24 protein-coding genes and 1 tRNA gene are annotated in these 22,642 nt (G+C 63.0%); 13 read left to right on the top strand and 12 right to left on the bottom strand.

Annotated features, from left to right (window positions below; translation table 11 throughout):
- Positions 1 to 72 precede the first annotated feature (72 nt).
- Complete coding sequence (locus tag KVT37_RS23550) at positions 73 to 1,176, bottom strand: NADH:flavin oxidoreductase/NADH oxidase (protein WP_217577398.1); 1,104 nt, start codon at positions 1,174 to 1,176, stop codon at positions 73 to 75.
- A 183-nt stretch (positions 1,177 to 1,359) separates the two neighbouring features.
- Between KVT37_RS23550 and KVT37_RS23545 the strand changes: the two genes are divergently transcribed.
- Positions 1,360 to 1,938, top strand: coding sequence for an NUDIX domain-containing protein (locus KVT37_RS23545; protein ID WP_217577397.1), 579 nt, complete (start codon positions 1,360 to 1,362; stop codon positions 1,936 to 1,938).
- A gap of 22 nt (positions 1,939 to 1,960) precedes the next feature.
- On the opposite strand, the gene KVT37_RS23540 is transcribed toward KVT37_RS23545, so the two are convergent.
- From KVT37_RS23540 to KVT37_RS23530, 3 genes are all read right to left on the bottom strand, one after another.
- Positions 1,961 to 3,778 (bottom strand): hypothetical protein, encoded by a 1,818-nt coding sequence (locus KVT37_RS23540; protein WP_217577396.1) that lies wholly within the window; start codon positions 3,776 to 3,778, stop codon positions 1,961 to 1,963.
- A gap of 231 nt (positions 3,779 to 4,009) precedes the next feature.
- Entirely contained in the window at positions 4,010 to 4,186 is a 177-nt protein-coding gene (locus KVT37_RS23535; protein WP_217577395.1) for a Flp family type IVb pilin, read from the bottom strand.
- Between the two features lie 160 nt (positions 4,187 to 4,346).
- Positions 4,347 to 4,432 (bottom strand) — tRNA-Leu (locus tag KVT37_RS23530).
- 190 nt (positions 4,433 to 4,622) lie between these two features.
- On the opposite strand from KVT37_RS23530, the gene KVT37_RS23525 reads away from it, so the two are divergent.
- Positions 4,623 to 4,850: a hypothetical protein gene (locus tag KVT37_RS23525; RefSeq protein WP_217577394.1), complete on the top strand. Its 228-nt coding sequence runs from the start codon at positions 4,623 to 4,625 to the stop codon at positions 4,848 to 4,850.
- A 261-nt stretch (positions 4,851 to 5,111) separates the two neighbouring features.
- On the opposite strand, the gene KVT37_RS23520 is transcribed toward KVT37_RS23525, so the two are convergent.
- Positions 5,112 to 5,762 carry an outer membrane protein gene (locus KVT37_RS23520; RefSeq protein WP_217577393.1) on the bottom strand — a complete coding sequence of 217 codons (651 nt, stop codon included), beginning with the start codon at positions 5,760 to 5,762 and terminating at the stop codon, positions 5,112 to 5,114.
- Positions 5,763 to 6,013: 251 nt separating this feature from the next.
- On the opposite strand from KVT37_RS23520, the gene ade reads away from it, so the two are divergent.
- Positions 6,014 to 7,831, top strand: coding sequence for an adenine deaminase (ade, locus tag KVT37_RS23515; RefSeq protein WP_217577392.1), 1,818 nt, complete (start codon positions 6,014 to 6,016; stop codon positions 7,829 to 7,831).
- Positions 7,832 to 7,990: 159 nt separating this feature from the next.
- Here the strand turns inward: ade and KVT37_RS23510 are convergent, their stop codons facing one another.
- Positions 7,991 to 9,154 (bottom strand): alpha/beta hydrolase, encoded by a 1,164-nt coding sequence (locus KVT37_RS23510; protein WP_217577391.1) that lies wholly within the window; start codon positions 9,152 to 9,154, stop codon positions 7,991 to 7,993.
- Positions 9,155 to 9,270: 116 nt separating this feature from the next.
- Positions 9,271 to 10,347, bottom strand: a complete 1,077-nt coding sequence (locus KVT37_RS23505; RefSeq protein ID WP_217577390.1) for an alpha/beta hydrolase — start codon at positions 10,345 to 10,347, stop codon at positions 9,271 to 9,273.
- Between the two features lie 236 nt (positions 10,348 to 10,583).
- Between KVT37_RS23505 and ilvA the strand changes: the two genes are divergently transcribed.
- Positions 10,584 to 11,840, top strand: coding sequence for a threonine ammonia-lyase IlvA (gene ilvA, locus KVT37_RS23500; protein WP_217577389.1), 1,257 nt, complete (start codon positions 10,584 to 10,586; stop codon positions 11,838 to 11,840).
- The gene (locus KVT37_RS23495) at positions 11,837 to 12,397 is read left to right on the top strand and encodes a DUF1697 domain-containing protein (protein ID WP_217577388.1); all 561 of its coding nucleotides are present in this window, start codon (positions 11,837 to 11,839) and stop codon (positions 12,395 to 12,397) included. The genes ilvA and KVT37_RS23495 overlap by 4 nt, the downstream gene beginning before the upstream one ends.
- A gap of 11 nt (positions 12,398 to 12,408) precedes the next feature.
- Here the strand turns inward: KVT37_RS23495 and KVT37_RS23490 are convergent, their stop codons facing one another.
- Positions 12,409 to 12,696: a DUF2218 domain-containing protein gene (locus KVT37_RS23490; protein WP_217577387.1), complete on the bottom strand. Its 288-nt coding sequence runs from the start codon at positions 12,694 to 12,696 to the stop codon at positions 12,409 to 12,411.
- Positions 12,697 to 12,917: 221 nt separating this feature from the next.
- Positions 12,918 to 13,358, bottom strand: coding sequence for a lactoylglutathione lyase (gene gloA / locus KVT37_RS23485; RefSeq protein WP_217577386.1), 441 nt, complete (start codon positions 13,356 to 13,358; stop codon positions 12,918 to 12,920).
- A 259-nt stretch (positions 13,359 to 13,617) separates the two neighbouring features.
- On the opposite strand from gloA, the gene KVT37_RS23480 reads away from it, so the two are divergent.
- The 4 genes from KVT37_RS23480 (at position 13,618) to KVT37_RS23465 (ending at position 16,138) form a co-directional block, all read left to right on the top strand.
- A complete protein-coding gene (locus tag KVT37_RS23480; protein ID WP_217577409.1) occupies positions 13,618 to 14,211 on the top strand; it encodes a cold-shock protein in 594 nt (197 codons plus the stop codon).
- A 115-nt stretch (positions 14,212 to 14,326) separates the two neighbouring features.
- The gene (locus tag KVT37_RS23475) at positions 14,327 to 14,827 is read left to right on the top strand and encodes a DUF192 domain-containing protein (protein ID WP_217577385.1); all 501 of its coding nucleotides are present in this window, start codon (positions 14,327 to 14,329) and stop codon (positions 14,825 to 14,827) included.
- A gap of 16 nt (positions 14,828 to 14,843) precedes the next feature.
- Entirely contained in the window at positions 14,844 to 15,611 is a 768-nt protein-coding gene (locus tag KVT37_RS23470) for an alpha/beta fold hydrolase (RefSeq protein ID WP_217577384.1), read from the top strand.
- A gap of 26 nt (positions 15,612 to 15,637) precedes the next feature.
- Positions 15,638 to 16,138, top strand: a complete 501-nt coding sequence (locus KVT37_RS23465) for an N-acetyltransferase (RefSeq protein ID WP_217577383.1) — start codon at positions 15,638 to 15,640, stop codon at positions 16,136 to 16,138.
- Here the strand turns inward: KVT37_RS23465 and speB are convergent.
- Both speB and KVT37_RS23455 read right to left on the bottom strand, forming a co-directional pair.
- Positions 16,135 to 17,100, bottom strand: a complete 966-nt coding sequence (speB, locus tag KVT37_RS23460; protein ID WP_217577408.1) for an agmatinase — start codon at positions 17,098 to 17,100, stop codon at positions 16,135 to 16,137. The two genes, KVT37_RS23465 and speB, sit on opposite strands and share 4 nt — an antisense overlap.
- A gap of 94 nt (positions 17,101 to 17,194) precedes the next feature.
- Entirely contained in the window at positions 17,195 to 17,800 is a 606-nt protein-coding gene (locus KVT37_RS23455) for a hypothetical protein (protein ID WP_217577382.1), read from the bottom strand.
- A 122-nt stretch (positions 17,801 to 17,922) separates the two neighbouring features.
- Here KVT37_RS23455 and cysE point away from each other — a divergent pair, with 122 nt between their 5' ends.
- Together cysE and KVT37_RS23445 are read left to right on the top strand one after the other, a co-directional pair.
- A complete protein-coding gene (gene cysE, locus KVT37_RS23450) occupies positions 17,923 to 18,771 on the top strand; it encodes a serine O-acetyltransferase (protein ID WP_217577381.1) in 849 nt (282 codons plus the stop codon).
- A 146-nt stretch (positions 18,772 to 18,917) separates the two neighbouring features.
- Complete coding sequence (locus KVT37_RS23445; protein WP_027166457.1) at positions 18,918 to 19,121, top strand: DUF3126 family protein; 204 nt, start codon at positions 18,918 to 18,920, stop codon at positions 19,119 to 19,121.
- A gap of 135 nt (positions 19,122 to 19,256) precedes the next feature.
- Here the strand turns inward: KVT37_RS23445 and KVT37_RS23440 are convergent, their stop codons facing one another.
- Complete coding sequence (locus KVT37_RS23440) at positions 19,257 to 19,844, bottom strand: hypothetical protein (protein ID WP_217577380.1); 588 nt, start codon at positions 19,842 to 19,844, stop codon at positions 19,257 to 19,259.
- A 343-nt stretch (positions 19,845 to 20,187) separates the two neighbouring features.
- On the opposite strand from KVT37_RS23440, the gene clpP reads away from it, so the two are divergent.
- Both clpP and clpX read left to right on the top strand, forming a co-directional pair.
- Positions 20,188 to 20,823: an ATP-dependent Clp endopeptidase proteolytic subunit ClpP gene (gene clpP / locus KVT37_RS23435; protein WP_217577379.1), complete on the top strand. Its 636-nt coding sequence runs from the start codon at positions 20,188 to 20,190 to the stop codon at positions 20,821 to 20,823.
- 290 nt (positions 20,824 to 21,113) lie between these two features.
- A complete protein-coding gene (gene clpX, locus KVT37_RS23430) occupies positions 21,114 to 22,388 on the top strand; it encodes an ATP-dependent Clp protease ATP-binding subunit ClpX (RefSeq protein ID WP_112098599.1) in 1,275 nt (424 codons plus the stop codon).
- The last annotated feature ends 254 nt before the right edge of the window (positions 22,389 to 22,642 follow it).

Genomic DNA, 22,642 nt, shown 5'->3' with positions numbered 1-22,642 from the left:
GCAAACTTCCTCGGCTTCGTCAAGCTCGCTGCCATCATGCTCTGGCTCAAATAATTAAATTGTCACTACAGCCTAGCCGGCGGCCTTCATCCAATGCCGCATCGTCGTCACCGAACGCGCCAGCTGCGGCGCCGGGTGGATTTCCTCACCGAAGGTCGCCGCCGCGCGCCAGCCCCAGCGCGGGTCGGCCAGGAATGCGCGCGCCAGCGCCACCATGTCGGCGCGGCCGTCGGCGACGATCGCCTCGGCCTGGTCCGGGTCGTCGATCAGCCCCACGGCGCGAGTCGGAATGCCGGCGCCGTTGCGCACGGCCTCGGCCAGATGCACCTGGTAGCCGGGGCCGGGCGGCACCTGCTGGAGAGGCGAATTGCCGCCGCTTGAGCAGCACAGATAGGCGATGTCCTCGGCCTTCAGCGCCTTGGCCACCTCGATCGCGTCCTCCACGTCGAAACCGCCATCGACCCATTCCGTCACCGAAAGGCGCGCGCCCAGCATCATGGTCGGGGCGGCCTTGCGCACCGCCCGTGCGATTTCGAGCGCGAAGCGCATGCGGTTTTTGAGCGAGCCGCCCCAGCGGTCGGTGCGCTGGTTGGAGAGCGGCGAAAGGAACTGGAAGATCAGATAACCATGCGCGGCGTGCAGTTCGGCAAAGTCGAAGCCGGCGCGTTCGGCGCGCACGGCCGACTGCGCAAACCGCGCAATAAGCTCGAGGATCTCGTCTTCTTCCAAGGCATGCGGAACGCTCCAGCCCGTGTCATAGGCGATGGCCGAGGCCGAAACCGTCTGCCAGGGATCTTCGCCAGGCTGCAACGGACCGCCGCCTTCCCAGGGTCTGCGGTTGGAGGCTTTGCGGCCGGCATGGGCAAGCTGGACGCCGAACTTCGTGCCGGGCGCGGCGACGCGCCTGGCGGCGTCGAGCGTGCGCTTGGCAGCCGCCTCGTTGTCGTCCGAATAGAGGCCGAGGCAGCCATGCGAGATGCGTCCGCGCCGCTCGACATCGGTCATCTCGACGGTAACCATGCCGGCGCCCGACATCGCCAGGTTCATCCAGTGGTGGAGATGCCAATCGCTGGCCGAGCCGTCCTCGGCCGAATACTGGCACATGGGCGCGACCGCGATACGGTTGGGGAAGGCGAGGCCGCCGAGTGTGATCGGCTGGAAAAGCGATGACGTCATGAAACGGGCTCCTGGGAGAGATACCGCTATCTAGTCAGCCGCGACACTTCGCGCCAGACACGAGCCGGTGAAACTGCGGCTGGACCAGTCGGTTTCCGGGATTGCGCAGATCTGCGGACGGAAAACCGTTTCACATTTTTCCTGAAATTGCTCTATCCCTTTGCCGCCAATACGGAGGTCGTCATGGAAGATCGCGTTCGCATCCGCTCGGAAGAAATTCTTTCGGACGACTGGGCGGTGTTGAAGAAGACAGTGCTCGACTATCGGCGGCGCGACGGGCAATGGGAAACGCAGACCCGACAGACCTACGATCGCGGCGACGGCGCGGTGATCCTGCCGTTCGATCCGCAGCGCCAGACCGTGCTCCTGGTGCGGCAGTTTCGCTTCCCGGCCTATGTCACGGGCCATCGCGAGCCCCTGATCGAGGCCTGCGCCGGCCTGCTCGACGAAAACGACCCCGAAACCGCCATCCTCAAGGAAGCGGAAGAGGAGCTCGGCTATCACCTGAAAGATATCGAGCGGCTGTTTTCGCCCTATATGAGCCCCGGCAGCGTGACCGAGCGGCTGTGGTTCTTCGTGGCGCGTTATTCACCGGCCGACCGCATTTCGGCCGGCGGTGGAGCGCCCGAGGAGGGCGAGGACATCGAGGTTCTGGAAATGCCGTTGGACGAGGCGCTGGCCGCCATTGCCGATGGGCGGATCATCGACGCCAAGACCATCATCCTGATCCAGCATCTGAAGTTGAACCCGATCACGCCTTGAGCGGCGTCACCGTCTCAAGCGCTCATTGGGCCATGGCAGGACATTGGCCGGCAAGACCGCCTGCCGCCGGATATCGATAGACGCGCAGCGGCCCCGCGACGGGACATTCGGTCAACCAGTCCGGAGGTTTTCCCGTGGCCAACCGGCTGGCCAATGGAAACCGGGCTTCGACCGGCTGGAGAGCCGTTTCCTCCACACGGCAGACCGCGACATGGGTGGCCTTGGTTTGATCGAGGAGCTGTGTCGGGTCGGACGTAGCCGGGTCGAAAAACCTGAGGACGCGCTCGATGCCCTTGGCCGATGTGTGGAAAGGGACGGCCACGACGTCGAGCTCGACGAGAGACCCCAAGGCGACGATCCCGATATCTGGAGGCGAAAACAGTCTCGCGCCTTTCGGCCAGACGAAATGCGGGCTGCCGCCGGCTTGCTCGCAGGCACTGGCGATATCGACGCCGATCAGTTTTTCCGCCTTGGGAGGCCAGACCAGATGGGTTAGGAAAAGGGCGGCGATGATCGCCACGCCCGGAGCGGCCAGAAGCCAGGCGCGCGGCAACTCGTCGCCGGACCTGGTTGCGAAATAGCGCCTCAGCGGCAGCCTGGCTGGAATGCCCTGATGGACAAGCAGGGCGACCCCGGGGCCGACGAAGAGCGGAAAAAACCGCAGGTACCGCAGATAGAGCAGTCCCAACAGGAGGCCGACAGCCGAAAAGATCGCCAGGACACGCCAGGCTCGCTTCCTTGTCGTGCCGGAAATGGCCAGAATGCATGTCGCCGCCGTGCCGAAAATGGCGACGAAAAACCGGGCGAAACGATCGGAGCCTAGAAAGTCCGGGCTGAAGAAGATGCTGCGTTCCTGCTCGATGCGCGACAGCCAATTGTCGCGAACATAGTCGCTCAGGCCGACGAGCGGACCGCCCGTGCATTGGGGGAAGACGAAGACAAGCAGCGCGGCGGTCGCGCCGGCGCCGGCCAAAAGGCACAGGGCGCGTATGGGCCAGCTTCCAATTCTTCCGGCCAGCGAGGCTCCTGCAAGGACGCCGCCGGCAGCTGCAAGCGCGGTGAGGTGCAAAAGCGAATAACGGTCGCAAGCGGCGCTTTTGTAGGCATCAGGTCCTACGACCAGAAAGAATGCGGTAATGCCGGCGGCTGCCAGCGCCAGACCGTATGCCCTGAGGTCTTTGCCCGCATCCTTCGTTCCGGCGATGAATGCCAATGCGTAAAAGCCGGCCGGGAGGGCAAGGAACGGCGCCATTTCGGCGCTGATCGCGGTGGACAGGGCCATCAGGGCGCCGTTCAATCCGGCGGCAACCTGCCCGCTACGGATCGTCAGCAGCACCGCCCCCAGGAGGATGAGCATCTGCAGATTGTGGTAGTCGATACGCCAGGGCTGAAACTCCGAAAGCGCCGGCAGCCCGGCCAAGGCGGCGACGACCAGCACCGCGCCCGGATGGTCGAACTCGAATTCCCTGATCACCAGGAAAAGCAAGGCCAATGCGGCCAGGAGGAGCAGGAGCGGCACGATGAACGCGGCGGCGGATAAGGCTGTTCCCATCCCGACAAAAGGCGCCATCGCGACGGCCAGCAGCGCATAGGGCGCATCGACGATCCAGGGCCAGTGCGAGACCATGGGTTCGGGCTGGGCGATGCCGGTCAGCGTTCTGTCGAAAGGATTGCCTGTTTGTAGAAGATGCCTGATTTCATGCAGCTTCATGAGATCGTCGACGTCGCCGTTGGGCATGTTGCCTTGCAACAGGAGCAGGCTCAGAACAGCGCCGAGCCCCAGCCAGACGAATACGACCGGGGCAGGGGTGCGGCGAAAAATCGCCCTGATCGTCGACATCCCAAGCCCTTCCCACGCGCCTCGACCATTTGATGCACGGAAAAGCTTTCGATCGAGTAACCTTTTGCCGGCTCGCGGGGGCCTGCAGAATCTCAGACATAGCGCCGCACGTCGGACAGTTCGTTGCGCCGGGCCGCCGGCCGCGATGACCGGAACCTGCAATTTACAAACCACGCAATGACGCCGGAGCAGCGTAAGGGATGGACGCCTTGTCCGTGGGCTTAGCGTATCTTACGGCGCGATGGCGCCGTTAAGAGTGCTGGCGATCGACACAAATTGGGCATTTAACGCGCCGCCCAGTGAGGTCGCTCCAACCATGATTCCCAAGGCGATAAGAGCTGCAATCAAACCATACTCGATGGCCGTTGCTCCGGAATCGTCACGCAGAAAACTCGCTAGCACTCGCATTTTTCACAAGCCCCGACTGCTGATCACGGAAGTATCGCGGATTGCTAATTTAGATAGGGTAAAGGAGCAGTTCTGCTTTTTATCCAGTCGCTGAAACGTGCCCTGAAACCTCCGCATCGCTAGCGGGCAGAAGTGCATGCCGAGCATCTGGAGCGAAGGGTGGTGCGGACGACGGGAATCGAACCCGTACGATCAGAGATCGAGGGATTTTAAGTCCCTTGCGTCTACCAATTCCGCCACGTCCGCAGGCGTGCCCTTTTCAGATGCCTGATTTGAGCCGTCAAGCGATGTTTCGGACGGGCGCATTTTGCACAGCCCGCCGAGCATGCGCTCGGATGCCCAGATTAATATTAGCGATGTGTAAAATGCAAAGCTCGCCAAACCGCTCTCATTAGCCTTTGTCTGCCAGCATCGAACCGGCTTTGATGGTGGAACCATGCGTGGGCCAGGCTGGATCCGGGGGCTGCGGGAGGAGGAGGCGCGGCAGCTGCGCCGCGAGATCGATCGGCTCGAGCGCGATCTGATCAAAGCCGCCAATTCAAAAGCCAAATGCAATCTGCACGAGGTCGCGCACGCGCTGCGCTGGCAAAAAGCACGACTCCAGCGCCTGGAGGAGTGCCTCGCCGCGATGCCGGCCGCAAGGATCGCTTCGGACGGGTCCTGATCGGTGCGATTGCAACCTTGCGTCGAGGCTTAACCATTATTGATGCTGGGCTTGCGGAGCAGGGGCGCGTTGGAAAGTGGCGCGATCGCGGAATTACGGTTTGCGGGGATGCCGTTAGGTTAACCCACAAGGCGGCTCGATCCGCCGAGGCCGGCGTCTATCAGGCCCCTACCCATTCCCCCGCCCCCTGCGGGCGCCGGCCACCTGATTTTCCAAAATAATACGGCATAGGCTTCAGCGCTGCCGCGACAGCGGCAAGCCTCAGAATTTATAGCTGAAATTCACACCCAGCGTCTGCAGCTTCACGTCCTGGTCGCGGTCGGTGAAGGTGTCCGAAGCATCGAAATGCTCCTTGCCGAAATCATAGTAGCGGTATTGCGCGCCGACGACGACATTGTTGGTCAACGCGTAGTCGACGCCGGCGCCGAGCGTCCAGCCGGTGCTGGTGCTGGTTCGGGAAAACGTCGTGCCTGCCGCCTGCGAGGTCTCGATGCCAGCGAAAGCGACGCCGCCAATGCCGTAGAGCAGCACGCGATCCATGGCGTAGCCCGCCTTGGCGTTGATCGATCCGAACCACTTGACGTCGGTGCCGAACGCGTTTGCCGGACCGGCGGAGCCGTCGATCGAGGCGTAGTTGAGGTCGGCCTCGGCGCCGAGCACGGCCTGATCGAACTGCCAGAGTCCCGCGATATGGCCGCCGACGAAACCGCCGTCGATGTCGGGCCTGACCGAGCCGCCGTCGACGGTGATGTCGGACCGGCCCCAGCCATAGCCGGCCTGCATGCCGGCGTAGTAGCCGGTCCAGTCGAAGCCAGGCGCCGTCATCGGCAGATCGGCGCCCATGTCCGCCGCCCAGGCAAACCCGGACAGCAGGGCAAGAAAGCCGGCACTGGCGAGCGTCAACCGACGCATCGAGCACTCCGAAATGGCGGTTCCGAAAGACTCCTTGGCGCAAACTAGTCTCATTCGGCGTGAAACGGAATTGCATCTCTGCAACAGTGGTTTACGACCTGACGTCATCCGTGCCGTCTCGAACGGCCGGCAGACGCGCCGAGGGCGTCGGTGTGGCGATCTTGCCGCACACCATTCCTCCCGATGCCAGCGGACGGCTCTGGCTCCGCGCGCCGACATTTGCCACAGTTGCCCATGCAGAGGACTCGCCCATGACGAACGCCAAGCCGACAAGCGCCGCAAAGCCAAAACCGTGGACGGAGGTGGCGACACATCTGGTCGATGTCGCGATGGGCCGAAAGCCCGCCGATCTGGTCATCCGCAACGGGCGCTGGGTGAATGTCCATTCGGGCGAGATCGTTCCCGGCACCGATATCGCCATCGCCGCCGGCCGCTTCGCCTATTGCGGACCGAACGCCAGCCACGCCATCGGGCAGGGGACCAAGGTCGTCGACGCCGGCGGGCGTTATCTGGTGCCCGGCCTGTGCGACGCGCACATGCATGTCGAAAGCGGCATGGTGACGGTGACGGAGTTCTGCCGCGCGGTTATCCCGCACGGCACCACCTCGATGTTCATCGATCCGCACGAGATCGCCAATGTGCTGGGATTGCCGGGCGTGCGGCTGATGCATGACGAGGCGGTCGCGATGCCGATCAACGTGCATGTGCAGATGCCGTCCTGCGTGCCGTCGGCGCCGGGACTGGAGCATGCCGGCGCCGAATTGACGGTCGCCGACGTGGCCGAGGCGATGACCTGGGAAAACATCATCGGGCTTGGCGAGGTGATGAATTTTCCGGGCGTCGCCGCCAACAATCCGGTGATGTCGGGTGAGATCGCCGAGACCGTCAAGGCCGGCAAGACGGTCGGCGGGCATTATGCGTCGCCCGATCTCGGCCTGCCGTTCCACGGCTATGTCGCGGGAGGCGCCGAGGACGATCACGAAGGCACGCGCGCCGAAGACGCCATCGCGCGTGTGCGCCAGGGCATGAAGGCGATGCTGCGGCTGGGGTCGGCCTGGTACGACGTCGCGGCGCAGATCAAGGCCGTGACCGAAAGCGGCGTCGACCCGCGCAGCTTCATCCTGTGCACCGATGACAGCCATTCCGGCACGCTGGTGCATGAAGGCCATATGGACCGCGTGGTGCGGCATGCCATCCAACAGGGGTTGAAGCCGGTGACGGCGATCCAGATGGCGACGCTCAACACCGCCCAGCACTTTAAGCTGGAGCGCGAGATCGGCTCGATCGCGCCCGGACGGCTGGCCGACCTGCTGATCGTTTCCGATCTCGCCGAGATGCGGATCGACGAGGTCTATGGCCGGGGTGTGAGGCTGGCCAAGGCAGGCAAGCTCGAAATCGACATTGCGGCCTACGACTATCCGGAGTCGGCGAAGAACACGGTCAAGCTCGGCAAGACGCTCGCCGCGTCGGATTTCGATATCCAGGCTCCCCAAGGCGCCAACGAGGTGCGGGCACGGGTGATCGGCGTGATCGAGAACCAGGCGCCGACGCGGGCGCTGGAGGCCGATCTGCCGGTCGAGGACGGGTTGGTCGCGATGGATCGCCGCAACGATGTCTGCCAGATCGCGCTGGTCGAGCGCCATCGCGGCACCGGCGGCGTCACCAACGCCTTCGTCTCCGGCTTTGGCTATGTGAAAGACTGCGCGATGGCCTCGAGCGTTGCGCATGACGCGCATCACATCATCGTCGTCGGCACCAACAAGGAGGACATGGCTTTAGCCGTCAACAGGCTGGGCGAGGTGGGCGGCGGCGTGGTGCTCTACTCCAAGGGCAAGGAACTGGCGCTGGTCGAGATGCCGATCGCCGGCCTGATGTCCGACGAACGCGCAGAGATCGTCGCGGCGAAGGCGGAGCAGCTCACCGAGGCGATGCGCAAGGTCGGCTGCTCGCTCAACAACGCCTATATGCAGCACTCGCTGCTGGCGCTGGTGGTCATTCCGGAGCTCAGGATCTCGGACGTCGGTCTGGTCGACGTGAGGACTTTCCAGAAGGTCGACCTGTTCGTGTAGGTGTGTCGACATTCGGGTGAGGCTGGCCTGCGAACGGCAGCTTCCTGCGCTTCCGGTGCTCACGTACCGAAAGTACGCTCCGCTCCGGTTCTCGGAAGCAACCGTTCTCGGCACAGCCTGACCCGAATCTCGACATACCTAGGCGGCTGCTTATTCGCCTTATTCGCCGCCGGTGGCTATGGTCAGCACCTTGAACGGCGTGGTGATGACAACTTCGGCCACCGATCCCACGGCCTTGCCGAGACCCTGGCCGATATTGTCCAAATCCGTCGAGCCGGCTTCGGTCGATCGCAAGGCCGCCGGCGTGCGCAGCCGGTCGCCGAGCAATTGCACCAGAACCGGGTTGTCGGCGAATTTGGCATGGTTCAGGCCGCCGTCGCCGCCCTTGGCCTTGGTAAGGTCGACCACGACCACGCCGTAGCTCGCGAGATCGGCCGCATTGCCGTAGTCGCCGACGCGCGGCTTGTCGCCGGAAATGATGCTCGACAGCTTCAGCGCCCGGTCGTCGCCTGAGAGCAGCACGGCGAACGGCTTGTCGGGCTTGCCGTAGCGGATCATCTGCTTCTTGAAGACGTCGACGTCGATGTCCGGCGAGGCCAGCACTACATAGCCTAGCTTGCCATTCAGGTCGCGGTCGCCGGTTATGGCGAGCTGGCGCAACGCTTCCATCGTCAGCCAGGTGCCCATCGAATGGGCGATGATGTCGATGCTCTTCACCCTCGTCTTGGCAAGCATCCTTAGTGTCGCCTCGAGGTCGTCGCGCGCGGCGTTGGCGCTGTCCTTGTCGTAGATATAGCCGGTCGCCTTGGCGCTCGATGCCCATGAGAACAGCACCGGCGTTCCCGGATACTTGGTGTCATGCGCGATCTGCGTCAGCCTGAAGACGCCGTCGTCGAAGCCGTTGTTGAAGCCGTGCACGAAAACCAGGGCGCGGTCGCCGCTTATCGCAATGTTGGAGCCGACCGCTTTGGCGAACTGCGAGGCATCCGCATAGTGAACGACGTCGGTAGCGGTGAACTGCTTGGCCGGATCAGAGTCGGCGGAGCCCTTGGCGCGCTCGATCGCGCCGACCTGGTGGATCTTTGGAACGGTGACGTCGACCAGCGCATAACTGGTGGTCAGCGAACGGTCGCCGTCGAAAACCTGGCGCGGATCCTTGGTCGCCTGCTGGCGGGTCGTGGCGACGAAGATCTCGTGCTTGGCGGCGATGTCGGAGGCGCTCGCCGTCACCGCCTTGCGGTTGAGAAGGTCATGCGCGCCCTGGCCGGCGCAGCCGGCAAGGGCGAGCGCGAAGGCAAGGCCAGCAACGATCTTCACACGCATGATCACCCGGGATCCCCCAAGGGCGGCAAACCTCTCCGACTACTCCGATAAAGCCAGAGGGCGGCCGGGTCCAGTTCTAAGTCAATGCACGTCGGCAACCATGCCGCGCAACCGCGTTACTGGGTGGCGAGCTGGCGGATGCGGTCGGTCACGTCGCGGTCGCTGGCAAAACCATCGTCCTCGCGCAGACGCTGACCGATCATCTGCACCATCATCGGATTGTCGGCGAATTTGGTGTGGTTGAAGCTGTCGGCGCCCTTGACCTTGGAAAGGTCGACGACCGTCACGCCATAGGAGGCGAGGTCGGCGGCATCCCGGTAGTCGCCGACGCGCGGCCGCGAGCCCGCGATCAGGCCGGAGAGTCGCAGCGCCCGGTCGTCGTCCGACAGCAGCAGGATGAAGGGCTTGTCCGGCTTGCCGTAACGGCGCATCTGGCTCTTGAAGACGTCGACATCGATGTCGGGCGAGGCGAGCACCACATCGCCGAGCTTGCCGCTGAGATCGCGGTCGCCGGTGATGGCGAGCTGGCGCAGCGTTTCCATCGTCACCCAGGTTCCCATCGAATGGGCGACGATGTCGATGCGCCGCGCGCCGCTCTGTGCAAGCATCCGCAGCGTCACTTCCAGCTGATCGCGGGCGGCGGCGGCGCTTTCCTTGTCGTAGACATAGTCGGTGGTCTTGGCGCCGGAAGCCCAGGAGAACAGCACCGGCGTGCCCGGATAGCCGGAATCGTGGACGATCTGGGTCAGCCGGTAGACGGCGTCGTCGAAGCCGGTGTTGTAGCCGTGCACGAAGACCATGACGCGGCCGCCGCGGGCGTCGATGTCGGCGTTGAGCGCACTGGCGAATTTCGGCTGGGCGTCGTAGCCGACGACCTCGGAGGCCATGAAATATTTGGTCGGGTCGTCCGATTTGCCGCGCGAGCGGCGCTCGATCTGACCGGTCTGGTGGACCGGCGGAACGGTGACGTTGACGCGGGCATAGTTGAGCGTCGCCGAACGCTCACCGTCGAACACCTTGTTCGGGTCGTCCGAGCGCTTGCGCGTGGTGGCGATGAAGATCGAATGGTTGCCGGCGATCTCGGTCGCCTGCGTCGGCACGACGACGCTGCCCAGGATTTCCTGCGTCTGGTGGCCCGCGCAGCCCGCCGTCAGCAGGGCAAGGGCAATGATCACAATTGTCTTCAACCGCACGTCGACGCTTCCACCTGCAAACCCACTCCCGGCCTCGCTTGGCCAGCCACCTCCGCGGAAACCTCCCGGACAGCCGAAGTGCGGCTAAAGTAAGTCGTGTCCAGTGGAAATCGGCTCAACGCCGGGCGACGGTGATCGAACTGTTGCGCGAAAGCCAAAAGGGCGGCAGGAAGGTTTGCCGGCACGGCCATGGCTGTCCTGGCGCGCGCGGCCGAGATCAAAATGAGGGATTTGTGGTGAACAGCTTTTCCGCCCGCGTTGCCGTGGCTGCCGAAGCGATCCGCGGAATCTTTCCGGAAACGCCGCTGCAGGAGAACGACTACCTGTCGAAGAAGACGGGCGCCCGCATCCTTTTGAAGCGCGAGGACCTGACGCCGGTGCGCTCCTACAAGATCAGGGGCGCGTTCAACTTCTTCCGCAAGGCGCTCGCCGCCGGCAACAATGCCGAGCTGTTCGTCTGTGCCTCGGCCGGCAACCATGCGCAGGGCTTTGCCTTCGTCTGCCACCATTTCGGCAAGAAGGGCGTCGTGTTCATGCCCGTGACGACGCCGCAGCAGAAAATCGACAAGACGCGGCTGTTCGGCGGCGAATTCGTCGAGATCAGGCTGGTCGGCGACTTCTTCGACGATTGCTACCGCGCCGCCTTCGAATTCACCGAAAGTGCGGCGGCGCATATGGTGCCGCCCTTCGATCACAAGGACATCATCGAGGGCCAGGCGACGGTCGCTTATGAGATCGCGGCACAGATGCCGGGCGGGCGCATGCCCGACATCGTCATGTTGCCCGTGGGCGGCGGAGGCCTTGCCGCCGGTGTCACGCATTATTTCGCCGAGCAGCATCGCGACCCGCGTTTCGTGTTCTGCGAGCCGGCAGGCGCGCCGAGCCTCAGCGAGAGCCTTGCCAGCGGCAAGCGGGTCAAGCTCGCCAAGGTCGACAATTTCGTCGACGGCGCCGCGGTGGCCGAGATCGGCCGCGAGCCGCTGCGCCATCTCAAGGACTTCACTGCCGATGCCGTGCGGCTGGTGCCGGAGAACCGGCTCTGCGCCACCATGATCGAGATGCTGAATATCGAGGGCGTGGTGCTGGAGCCGGCCGGCGCGCTGGCGATCGACGCGCTCAAGGATTTTTCGCGCAAGGAGATCAGGGGCAAGACGATCGTGGCGGTCGTCTCCGGCGGCAATTTCGACTTCGAGCGGCTGCCGGACGTGAAGGAAAGGGCGCTGCGCTTCGAGGGGCTGAAGAAGTATTTCATCATCCGCTTCCCGCAACGGCCGGGCGCGCTGCGCGATTTCCTCGAGATGCTCGGACCCGACGACGACATCGCCCGCTTCGAATATCTGAAAAAGTCGGCGCGCAATTTCGGTTCGGTGCTGATCGGCATCGAAACCAAGGACCGGCGCAATTTCGATCTGCTGAAGGCCAATTTCGACGCCGAGGGCGTGCAATATCAGGACATCACCGACAACGAGACGCTGGCGGGGTTCATCATATGAGCGCGAAACAAAGCACGGTCTTCGTCGCGTTGTTTTCAGGCATCAATGTCGGTGGCAACCGCATCGTCAAAATGGCGGAGCTCAAAGCCTTCTTCGAAAGCCTCGGCTTCAGCGATGTCGCGACCTATGTGCAGAGCGGCAATGTCGTCTTCCGGGCCAAGAAAGGGGATGCGGCCGCGCTCACCAAGGAACTCGAAGCAGCCTTCGAAAAGAAATGGGGGTTTAATTCACGCATCATGGTGCGCGATGCGGGCTGGTTCGAGCGGCTGGTGAAAGACAATCCCTATCCTGAGGTCGCCGGCGAACCGACCAAGCTGCACGCCTACGCGCTGGAGCGCGAGCCGACCGCCGAGGAGACGCAGCGCCTCGCGGACAAGTGCACCGGCCCCGAGAGCTTTGAGATCAAGGGCGACGTGCTTTACCTGCATGCGCCGGACGGGCTTGGCAAATCGGTGTTCGCCAACCTCATTCCACGCACATTGAAGGTACCAGGCACGGCGCGCAACTGGCGCAGCGTGCTTGCTTTACTCGAAATGGCAGGCAAAGCCGGCGGCTGATCGCCCGATTGTCAGGCGGCCTTCTGCCAGTCGAAGGTCAGTTCCTCACGGAAGGCGAAGCGCTTGATGTGGTCGGCCACCACCGACTCGAGCCGCTCGAGCGACGCCGTATCGTCGGCGGCTAAAGCGATGTGTAGCGCCTTGTCGTCGGCTTCCATGACGGTGCGACCGATCGAGAGCTGGATCGCGCCATGTCGCGGGTCGAACTCGACCGGGAATTTGTGCGACCAGTGTTTGCAGAGCTGCTGCAGATAGCGGCTGGCATGTTCGGTGGCGACATCGGCGCGGCTGGACGGCATGAAATTCTCCTGCGGATGAAGAAACGCCAGCCGGAAAGGCTGGCGCCAATTGCAGACAGATAGGAAATGCCTGGCGAAACGCCAGAGCGTTTCACCGTTTCGCGGAAACGGCGAACCGCTCTGTCTCTTTGTTTTGACGCAATTCCGAACGGAAAACCGTCCACACTTTTCCTGGAATTGCTCCAGCGGCGGCCGGTCAAATCAGCGTGGGATCGCAGGCTTTACCAGACGCCCGTGTTCGCCATCGAGGCCCAGGGCTCGGCCTTCGCCTTTGCCGGGCCTTTCTGCAGCAACTCGATCGAAATGCCGTCCGGCGAACGGATGAAGGCCATGTTGCCGTCGCGCGGCGGACGATTGATGGTCACGCCATTGTCCATCAGCTTCTGGCAAGTGGCGTAGATGTCATCCACCTCATAAGCGAGGTGGCCGAAATTGCGGCCGCCCTTATAGTCTTCCGGGTCCCAATTGTAGGTCAGCTCGACCAGCGGCGCCTTCTCGTTGATGCCGCTCTGTTCGTCTTCCGAAGCGGCGAGGAAGATCAGCGTATAGCGGCCCTGCTCGTTCTCGTAGCGGCGCACCTCTTTCAGGCCGAGCTTGTTGCAGTAGAAATCGAGCGACTGGTCGACATCGGCGACGCGGACCATTGTGTGGAGATAGCGCATATCGGTTTCCTCGGGGGCGTTGCGTTGCGGCGCACCATAGGAGCCACCCGATCAAAGGGCAATCGTCGGACATATCGGCGCAATGGTCGATTTCAGGCTGGGTTGCCGCTCGCCTGGCAACGCCGGCAAACAACATTTCAGCCTTTCCGGTGTTCAACGGTGAAAAAAGGCACGTCAGCCCTTGCACACCCCGGAAGCCGCAGTGTTAATCTCTTGCCAAGAATCAGTTGCAGTTCAGTTGAAAAAAGGGGGCATTCTTATGGGGGAAAAAGCCTCTTTCACGAGGCGGGACGGAAGCCTTGACGACGCCTTGCAGCGAGACAGTGGCGGCGACGCCGCCGAGTTTGTCGAAATCGCCGGCGCTATCAAATGGTTCGACGTGGCCAAGGGCTACGGCTTCATTCTTCCGGACGACGGCGTCTCGGGTGATATCCTCCTCCATGTGACTTGTCTTCGAAGGGACGGCTTCCAGACTGCGCTCGAAGGCGCGCGGGTCGTCTGCCTGGTAAAACAGGGCGACCGCGGCCTGCAGGCTTTCCGCGTCCTTTCCATGGATGCCTCGACGGCCGTCCACCCGGCGGAGCAGGAGCAGCGCACCCACGTCACCGTGACCCCGGAGAGCGGCCTCGAGCGGGCCCTGGTCAAGTGGTTCAACCGCACCAAGGGTTTCGGCTTCCTGACGCGGGGAGAGGGAACCGAGGATATCTTCGTCCATATGGAGACCCTGCGGCGCTACGGCATAACCGAGCTCAGGCCCGGCCAAGTCGTGCTCGTGCGCTTCGGACGCGGTGACAAAGGCCTTATGGCCGCCGAAATCCACCCCGATATGGGCACCTTGTCGGTCTCGCATTAAGGGTCTCTCGACGCAGTCGGGCTGGCCCCTTTGTGACGGCGCGTCCCTTTTGTCCAAAACCCGGTTCCACTTATGCGGATCATGGTTTAGGACAGGCGCGGACGAGGTACCCCATATGGCTCACCGCAATTGGCTGACTGCGGGCGCGCTCTGCGCCGCGATCGTTTTCGCCGCCTTTTTCAGCGCCCTGAAACCAGGCTTGGCGGACGCCATGCTGTTGCCGATCGATCGCACACCGCTGGTGGTGGCGACCGGTTCGGGCGATCGTTCCTTCTCCATCGAGATCGCCGATACCTCCGCCGAGCGCGAGGCGGGGCTGATGTTTCGCCGGACCATGGCCGACGATCACGGCATGTTGTTCGTGTTCGAAAGGACCGACGAGGTGGATTTCTGGATGAAGAACACGCCGATGGCGCTCGACCTCATCTTTGTCGGCCAGGACGGCAGGATCAAAGCCATCAAGCGTGGCGAGCCCGAATCCGAAGCGATCATCTCGCCTGGACAGCCCGTGCGCTTCGTGCTCGAGCTGAAGGCAGGCACGGCGGCCAAGGACGGCATCAAGAAAGGCGATGTTTTGCGCCATCCCTCCATCAGCGCCGGCGCCAGCTCCAACTGAGAAGCAATGTCTGCCGATGCAATTCTTTTCGCATGACGGTTTCGAGCTTGCCTTCCTCGATCGCCAGCCGGCATCGGGGCAGGGCGATCCCGTGCTGATGATCCACGGCTTTGCCTCCAGCCACTATGTCAACTGGGTCTCGCCGGGCTGGTTCAAGACGCTGAACGACGCCGGCTATCGGGCGATCGCCTTCGACCACCGCGGCCACGGCTCGTCGTCGAAGAGCTATGACGAGGCAGATTACACGCCGGAAAAGATGGCTTCCGATGCGGCCGCCCTGCTCGATCATCTTGGTATCGAGCGGGCGCATGTCATGGGTTATTCGATGGGCGCGCGGGTCTCGGCTTTCCTGGCGCTCTCCGATCCGCAGAAGGTGGCGACGCTGGTGTTCGGCGGCCTCGGCATCGGCATGGTCGACGGCGTCGGCGACTGGGATCCGATCGCGGCGGCGCTGCTGGCGGAGGACCCCTCTCAAACCACGCATCCGCGCGGCCGCTCGTTCCGCGCCTTCGCCGACCAGACGCGCAGCGACAGGCGCGCGCTCGCGGCCTGCATCGCAAAGTCGCGCGAATTGCTCAGCGAGGACGACATGGCTCGTATCGCCCAGCCGACGCTGATCGCCGTCGGCACCAGGGACGACATCGGCGGGTCGCCGGACGAGCTTGCTGCCTTGATGCCCAATGCCAGGGCATTTCACATCGAAGGCCGCGATCATATGCTCGCCGTCGGCGACAAGAGCTTCAAGCAGCGCGTGCTCGAGTTCTACGCCGAAAACCCGCTCTAAGCGCGCGGCGCTTCTCGGGGCTGGCAATGGTCGATCTTCTCGTCACCTACATGGAGATGCTCGAGGCGCCGCAGGGCACCCCGCGTGCGTCACCTTTGCCTGGCGCCATCGTGGCGCGTGAAAAGCTTGATCTTTCCGACTACCTCGATCTCTACCGCGCGGTCGGCGGACCGGTGCAATGGGATCAGCGTCTGCGCGTGCCCGAAGCGGAGCTCGAAACGGTGCTCGCCGACGCTGCGACGCATATCCATGTGCTGCGCGTCGATGGCGAGGCCGCGGGCTTCTGCGAGTTCAACGGCGTCGGGGAGGCGGCCATCGAGCTCGTCCATTTTGGGCTGGTTCCGGCGTTTCAAGGGAAGCGGCTGGGGCCGTTCCTGCTCGACCGGGCCTTGCGCGCGGCGTGGTCGCATCGGCCGCAAAGGCTTTGGCTTCACACCGACACCCATGACCATCCGGCAGCCCGATCTGTCTATGAGCGCGCCGGGTTCAGGGTCTATGCGCGGCGGATGGAGACTTTTCCGGACTAGCGGCGCGCTCTTCTATCGGCGAGGGATCTCGCCATGACACACAGCAACTCGAACATCATCGTCGCGCCGGCCAGCGCCGTCATGCCGCCAACATCGAACGGCGGCGCGACCTCGACGACATCGGCGCCTGCGAAATTCAATCCGTCGAGCAGTCGAACCATCTCCTGCGCCTCGCGGGTCGTGAAGCCGCCGAGCTCCGGCGTGCCGGTGCCGGGGGCCATCGACGGATCGATGCAATCGATGTCGAACGTCACATAGGTCGGACTGTCGCCGACGAGATCGCGCGCTTCCCGCATGACATCGGCGGGGCCGCGTTTGACGAACTCTTCCATATAGATGATGCGCACGCCCTGGGCGGTTGCCCAGTCGTGTTCGCCAGGCTCATAGATCGAACCTCGAATCCCGATCTGGACAATTCGCTTCGGGTCGAGCAGGCCTTCCTCGATCGCGCGGCGGAATGGCGTCCCGTGCGTATAGGGATTGTCGCCGAAGTAGCGATCGTTGGTGTCGGAATGCGCATCGAAGTGGACCATGCCGACCGGTCCCTTGCGCGCCACGGCGCGCAGCACCGGAAGCGTCGTCAGGTGGTCGCCGCCGGCGGCCAGGGGCAGGGCGCCGTCGGCAACGATCGCGGCAATGCCGTCCTCGATGCGCTTCAGCCCGTCGAGCAAATTGATGGGATTGACCGAGACGTCACCCACATCGGCGACATTGGCGATGCTGAACGGCTCGGTTCCCGAGACGTGGTGGACGCGGCGCATCAGGCTCGACTGGTTTCTGATCTCGCGCGGGCCGTGGCGGGCACCGGCCCGGTTGGTCGTGCCGCCATCCCACGGAATGCCGACAAGGGCGATGTCCAGCCCTTTCGCGCTCGGCACGGCCGGCAGACGCATGAATGTGGAAAGTCCGGCAAATCGCGGCACCTGCGCCGCATCGACGGGTTGGTGGAAGCTGTTTTCCATGCTGACGGCCATCTCGAAGCGGTTCACGTTCCGTAGTGATCGCAGGGCCCTGGATTTGGGCATAGGGGCAAAGCCCTGTGTGAGTATGGGCCTATCAGGGCCGGTCCTGCAGGGCTTGCAGGGAACGGCCGAGATTTTCCCTCGCCTGCGCCTCGAACCGATTCCGGAACTCCGTCGTGTAGAAGATGTGCTGGCGGGCCAAAAAGCTCTTCAGGACGGCCGAGCGGCCGGCGCGCCACATCGGCTTCTCCACCCAGCCATATTCCAGCCGGACCGCCTTCTCATAAGCATCGAACACCGCGGGTTCGGCGCCGAGGATCGCCAGATCCATGTCGAGCAAAAGGGCCGCATCGTTGAGCGCATTCTCGTCGCGGAAAGGCGGTAGCTGGTGCGTGGCCGTGGCGTTGATCATCGCCGCAATGCGGGCAAGGCGTTGAGGATTGACGCGACCGGCGAGTTTCTTCTCGGCCAGCTCGGCGCTTTTTGCCTCATTGTCCTTGGCGCGGCTGTCGTAGATGGCGTCGTGGAGCCAGATCGCCGCCTCGACGGCGCCAGGGTCGTCGAGCAGGCTCCGGTATTCTTCAGCCAGCGCCAGCATGGCCTCGATGTGGGCAAGGCCGTGATAGTGGCGATCTTCGGCCGAATAGAGCGCGGCAAGCTCGTTTTTCAGCGCGTCGTCGATCAAGGGTTCGTTTTCCATCGTCGCTTGAATTTGCGTGAACCAGGTCCATTTGAACAGCTACTTAAGGAAAATTGAGTTCAACCGTGCTATGATCTGGCCTATATGTGCCGCCGGAGAATGAGCAAGGCCGGAGAGCGTCGATGAACAGCGTAACGATTGCCCGCCCCAGCATGGTGCAGCCGGTCGATCCGATCTGGCGATCCATCCGCGATGAGGCGATGGAAGCGGTCAACCGCGATCCGCTGCTCGCGGCCTTCCTCTATGCGACCGTCCTCAACCAGGAGAGCCTGGAGGAAACGGTCATTCACCGGCTGGCCGAGCGCCTCGATCACCAGGACATCGGCTCCGACCTCATCCGCCAGACCTTCAAGGCGATGCTGGCCGACGATCCGGAGTGGAGCACCACGGTTCGCGTCGACATCCAGGCCTATTACGACCGTGACCCGGCCTGCGACCGTTTCATCATGCCGGTGCTCTACTTCAAGGGTTTTCACGCCATCCAGACGCACCGCCTGGCGCACTGGCTGTGGAACCAGGGCCGGCGGGACTTCGCGCTCTACCTGCAGAGCCGGTCGTCCTCGGTGTTCCAGACCGACATCAACCCTGCTGCGCGCATCGGCAAGGGCATCTTCATCGACCACGCCACCGGCCTCGTCGTCGGCGAGACGGCGGTCATCGAGGACGACGTGTCGATCCTGCACGGGGTGACGCTGGGCGGCACCGGCAAGGCCAATGGCGACCGCCATCCGAAGATCCGCCGCGGCGTGCTGATCGGCGCCGGCGCCAAGATCCTCGGCAATATCGAGGTCGGCCATTGCTCGAAGATCGCCGCCGGCTCGGTCGTGCTGTCGCCCGTCCCGCACAACAAGACGGTCGCCGGCGTGCCGGCCCGCGTTGTCGGCGAAACCGGCTGCGACCAGCCCTCGCGGCAGATGGACCAGCTCCTGCCGTCGCAAAGCATGGACCACGTGGTCAGCTTCGACATCTGATTGAGCTCCGACCGCTGGCGGCATCCGGCCGCCGGTGTCGGTCGTCCGTTGTCCAGCGTTATCCAGCCGGCTTGCCTTTACATGGCCATTGTTGGCGTGTCAGAAGCGCGTTCCAACGAACAAGGCCGACATTTCGGAGAAGACTTTTGAAGCCTGACGAGATCAGAAAGCTGGACGCCTATTTCAAACGCGTCTTCCAGAATCCCAAGCTGCAGGTCAAGGCGCGCCCGCGCAAGGAAGACTCGGCCGAGGTCTATGTCGGCGACGAGTTTCTCGGCATCGTCTTCAAGGACGAGGACGACGGCGACTATAATTTCTCGATGGCCATTCTCGACATCGATCTGGCCTAAGCCAGCAATTCATCCGGCCGGGACGCGCGACACCGCCACCCGGCCGGCCACGATCTCCAAGGCGAACTCCGCCTAAGTCTTTGTTTGGGCGCAATTCCGGACGGAAAACCGCTTCGCACTTTTCCTGGAATTGTTCTAATTCTGGCAGTGCCGCGGGATATGCACCCGCCGCCAGCTGGTCGAACCTTCCCGCACCATCACCCGGCGTGCCACTGTCCCGTATGAAGGTGGGATTTCCCGTATGCGCACCTGCTGCGGCCGCACCAGCACTTCGTGGGCGACGCCTTCATATTCCGCCGGCAGGACGACGCGCCGGACGCGCTCGGGCTGGACCACGACGGTTTCGGCGACGCGCGCATAGCGGGCCTTGCGCCATACCTTGCACAGCACCTTGCGGCCATGGATGACGCGCCATTCCCAGGCATAGCCGCCATCGTCGACCCTGACCGTGTGGTAGACCGTACGCGTGACAGCCGGGACGGTCTCATAGGTGACGCGCGGCGGCGCAATCTGCTCTACGCCCTGGTAGGTGCCGTAGATCGGCGCGTCGTAATCGACCACCTGCCCGCCGGGGCTAACCATCACATCTTCATAGACGGTGTCGTACAGCGCCGGCTGACGGATTGGCTCGTAACATTCGAGCGCGCGGCCGCTGGCGGCGGTTTCCGGGACGGTTGCAAGCATCGCGATTGCCGCCAGCGATGCGGAGCTTTTGCGGATCATGACATTCCCCCGTTGAAAAAGGACGCCTTTACAACGCAGGACTGTAGCGGAAGGTCCGGGGGCGGACAGCTATTTCAAGGCTTTTCGTTAAGCGGCGCGGTTAAGGAATTGCTACCTTGCCGACGGCTCCGGCAGGCCAGCCGGGGCTGGGCCATCTCGCGTAATCGGATCATCCACGTTTTGCCGTTTGCCGTGCTTTACTCGACTTAACCAGGTGGCTAGGAGAGGCGGCCTTGCGCTAGGGTGAGCCGGCATCCTATTTAGGTCTTAACCGATCCAGAACGATTCCGCGCGATTGCTGATATATCACGATGCCGGAATTCATCTCCAACAAGGGTAGTCCATGAAGAACCCCGTTGAAACCTACATGAACCTCGTTCCGATGGTCGTCGAGCAGACCAATCGCGGCGAGCGCGCCTATGACATCTTCTCGCGCCTCTTGAAGGAACGCATCATCTTCATCACCGGTCCGGTCGAGGACGGGATGGCGACGCTGGTTTGTGCACAGCTTTTGTTCCTCGAGGCGGAGAACCCCAAGAAGGAAATCAACCTCTATATCAATTCGCCGGGCGGCGTCGTCACCTCGGGCATGGCGATCTACGACACCATGCAGTTCATCAAGCCGGCCGTGTCGACGCTCTGCATCGGCCAGGCCGCTTCGATGGGATCGCTGCTTCTGACGGCCGGCCACAAGGACATGCGTTTTGCCACGCCGAATGCCCGGATCATGGTCCACCAGCCGTCCGGCGGCTTCCAGGGTCAGGCCTCGGACATCGAACGTCATGCGCAGGACATCATCAAGCTGAAGCGCCGCCTGAACGAGGTCTATGTCAAGCACACCGGCAAGAGCTATGACGAGATCGAGAAGACGCTCGACCGCGACCACTTCATGACCGCGGACGAGGCCAAGGACTTCGGTCTGATCGACAAGGTCATTTCGAGCCGCGAAACGGCCGAGGCAGCCACCGCTTCGGCCTGACGTCGACAGCAAATGACAGCATAACGCGGTTTTGGCGCGTCTTGCGGCATTTCGGCCACATTTGGCTGTTCCCTCAGGCGTTGGGATTGCCTACGTTAAGGCTATGTTGATTTTCGACGGCTTAGCTTTGCATGGGGTTGCAGCGAATCATTGCCGCGTTTTCTGATTTCGTGTTTCGTACGGAATACGCTGTGTGAGCCGGGACACTGGCAGTGGCGGATTCCCGCGATAGATTGGTGAGACGTCACTCGAGCCAGACCATCGGCGGGCGTTGGTGAAAGGACAGAAAAATGAGCAAGGTCGGCAATAATAGCGGTGACTCAAAGAACACGCTTTACTGCTCGTTTTGCGGCAAGAGCCAGCACGAAGTCCGCAAGCTGATCGCCGGCCCGACCGTCTTCATCTGCGACGAGTGCGTCGAGCTCTGCATGGACATCATCCGCGAGGAGAACAAGACCTCGATGGTGAAGTCGCGCGAGGGCGTGCCGACTCCGCAGGAGATCCTCAAGGTCCTCGACGATTATGTCATCGGCCAGCCTTACGCCAAGCGCGTGCTGTCGGTGGCGGTCCACAACCACTACAAGCGCCTCGCGCATGCCGGCAAGAACAACGACGTCGAGCTGGCCAAGTCGAACATCCTGCTGATCGGCCCGACCGGCTGCGGCAAGACGCTGCTCGCGCAGACGCTCGCCCGCATCATCGACGTGCCCTTCACCATGGCCGATGCCACGACGCTGACCGAGGCCGGTTATGTCGGCGAGGACGTCGAGAACATCATCCTGAAGCTGCTGCAGTCGGCCGACTACAATGTCGAGCGCGCGCAGCGCGGCATCGTCTATATCGACGAAATCGACAAGATCTCGCGCAAGTCCGACAATCCCTCGATAACCCGCGACGTGTCGGGCGAGGGCGTGCAGCAGGCGCTGTTGAAGATCATGGAAGGCACGGTCGCCTCCGTGCCGCCGCAGGGCGGCCGCAAGCACCCGCAGCAGGAATTCCTGCAGGTCGACACCGCCAACATCCTGTTCATCTGCGGCGGCGCCTTCGCGGGCCTGGACAAGATCATCTCGGATCGCGGCCGCAAGACCTCGATCGGCTTCGGCGCCACCGTGGCCTCGCCCGAGGATCGCCGCACCGGCGACCTGTTCCGCCAGGTCGAGCCGGAAGATCTGCTGAAATTCGGCCTGATCCCGGAATTCGTCGGTCGTCTGCCAGTTCTGGCGACGCTGGAAGACCTCGACGAGCCGGCGCTGATCCAGATCCTGACCGAACCGAAGAACGCGCTGGTCAAGCAGTATCAGCGGCTGTTCGAGATGGAGAATGTGGATCTGACCTTCCACGAGAACGCGCTGTCGGCGATCGCCAAGCGCGCCATCGAGCGCAAGACCGGCGCGCGCGGCCTGCGCTCGATCATGGAGGCGATCCTGCTCGATACAATGTTCGAGCTTCCGGCGCTGGAAGGCGTGCGCGAAGTGGTGATCTCGGAAGAGGTGGTGACCGGCAGTGCCCGGCCGCTCTACATCTATTCCGAGCAGAAGGAAAAGAAGGGCAATGTCAGCGCCTGAAATGGCATCTGGCCCACAATTTTCATGGAACGGCGCCCACGCGGCGCCGTTTTGCTGTGAGAGGCGTGGGGCAATGCGACGGAACGGGTCGAGCGACCGTGTTAACCCTTGATCTTTGCCCCGGCTGCATCCACCTAACAGCAGAAGGCCGAGGCGCCGAATTCTGTGCTGTAAAACTCCCGTCACAAACGGTGGTAGGCGGAACGACACTCGGTCGTTAATATGAGATTCGCGGTTGGCTAAAATAAGCGTCC

It is taken from the genome of Mesorhizobium sp. GbtcB19 (genome assembly GCF_019091085.1).
In the GTDB taxonomy this organism is placed as follows: Bacteria; Pseudomonadota; Alphaproteobacteria; order Rhizobiales; family Rhizobiaceae; genus Mesorhizobium.
Note: the sequence above shows the minus strand (reverse complement) of the source record. Positions and strands in the feature narration are given on the sequence as shown.

What these genes read in the sequence shown, in the direction of transcription:
- KVT37_RS23550 (WP_217577398.1), bottom strand. Translation starts at nt 1,176, where the DNA reads ATGACGTCATCGCTTTTCCAGCCGATCACACTCGGCGGCCTCGCCTTC.
- KVT37_RS23545 (WP_217577397.1), top strand. Translation starts at nt 1,360, where the DNA reads ATGGAAGATCGCGTTCGCATCCGCTCGGAAGAAATTCTTTCGGACGAC.
- KVT37_RS23540 (WP_217577396.1), bottom strand. Translation starts at nt 3,778, where the DNA reads ATGTCGACGATCAGGGCGATTTTTCGCCGCACCCCTGCCCCGGTCGTA.
- KVT37_RS23535 (WP_217577395.1), bottom strand. Translation starts at nt 4,186, where the DNA reads ATGCGAGTGCTAGCGAGTTTTCTGCGTGACGATTCCGGAGCAACGGCC.
- KVT37_RS23525 (WP_217577394.1), top strand. Translation starts at nt 4,623, where the DNA reads ATGCGTGGGCCAGGCTGGATCCGGGGGCTGCGGGAGGAGGAGGCGCGG.
- KVT37_RS23520 (WP_217577393.1), bottom strand. Translation starts at nt 5,762, where the DNA reads ATGCGTCGGTTGACGCTCGCCAGTGCCGGCTTTCTTGCCCTGCTGTCC.
- ade (WP_217577392.1), top strand. Translation starts at nt 6,014, where the DNA reads ATGACGAACGCCAAGCCGACAAGCGCCGCAAAGCCAAAACCGTGGACG.
- KVT37_RS23510 (WP_217577391.1), bottom strand. Translation starts at nt 9,154, where the DNA reads ATGCGTGTGAAGATCGTTGCTGGCCTTGCCTTCGCGCTCGCCCTTGCC.
- KVT37_RS23495 (WP_217577388.1), top strand. Translation starts at nt 11,837, where the DNA reads ATGAGCGCGAAACAAAGCACGGTCTTCGTCGCGTTGTTTTCAGGCATC.
- KVT37_RS23490 (WP_217577387.1), bottom strand. Translation starts at nt 12,696, where the DNA reads ATGCCGTCCAGCCGCGCCGATGTCGCCACCGAACATGCCAGCCGCTAT.
- gloA (WP_217577386.1), bottom strand. Translation starts at nt 13,358, where the DNA reads ATGCGCTATCTCCACACAATGGTCCGCGTCGCCGATGTCGACCAGTCG.
- KVT37_RS23480 (WP_217577409.1), top strand. Translation starts at nt 13,618, where the DNA reads ATGGGGGAAAAAGCCTCTTTCACGAGGCGGGACGGAAGCCTTGACGAC.
- KVT37_RS23475 (WP_217577385.1), top strand. Translation starts at nt 14,327, where the DNA reads ATGGCTCACCGCAATTGGCTGACTGCGGGCGCGCTCTGCGCCGCGATC.
- KVT37_RS23470 (WP_217577384.1), top strand. Translation starts at nt 14,844, where the DNA reads ATGCAATTCTTTTCGCATGACGGTTTCGAGCTTGCCTTCCTCGATCGC.
- KVT37_RS23465 (WP_217577383.1), top strand. Translation starts at nt 15,638, where the DNA reads ATGGTCGATCTTCTCGTCACCTACATGGAGATGCTCGAGGCGCCGCAG.
- speB (WP_217577408.1), bottom strand. Translation starts at nt 17,100, where the DNA reads ATGGAAAACAGCTTCCACCAACCCGTCGATGCGGCGCAGGTGCCGCGA.
- KVT37_RS23455 (WP_217577382.1), bottom strand. Translation starts at nt 17,800, where the DNA reads ATGGAAAACGAACCCTTGATCGACGACGCGCTGAAAAACGAGCTTGCC.
- cysE (WP_217577381.1), top strand. Translation starts at nt 17,923, where the DNA reads ATGAACAGCGTAACGATTGCCCGCCCCAGCATGGTGCAGCCGGTCGAT.
- KVT37_RS23440 (WP_217577380.1), bottom strand. Translation starts at nt 19,844, where the DNA reads ATGATCCGCAAAAGCTCCGCATCGCTGGCGGCAATCGCGATGCTTGCA.
- clpP (WP_217577379.1), top strand. Translation starts at nt 20,188, where the DNA reads ATGAAGAACCCCGTTGAAACCTACATGAACCTCGTTCCGATGGTCGTC.
- clpX (WP_112098599.1), top strand. Translation starts at nt 21,114, where the DNA reads ATGAGCAAGGTCGGCAATAATAGCGGTGACTCAAAGAACACGCTTTAC.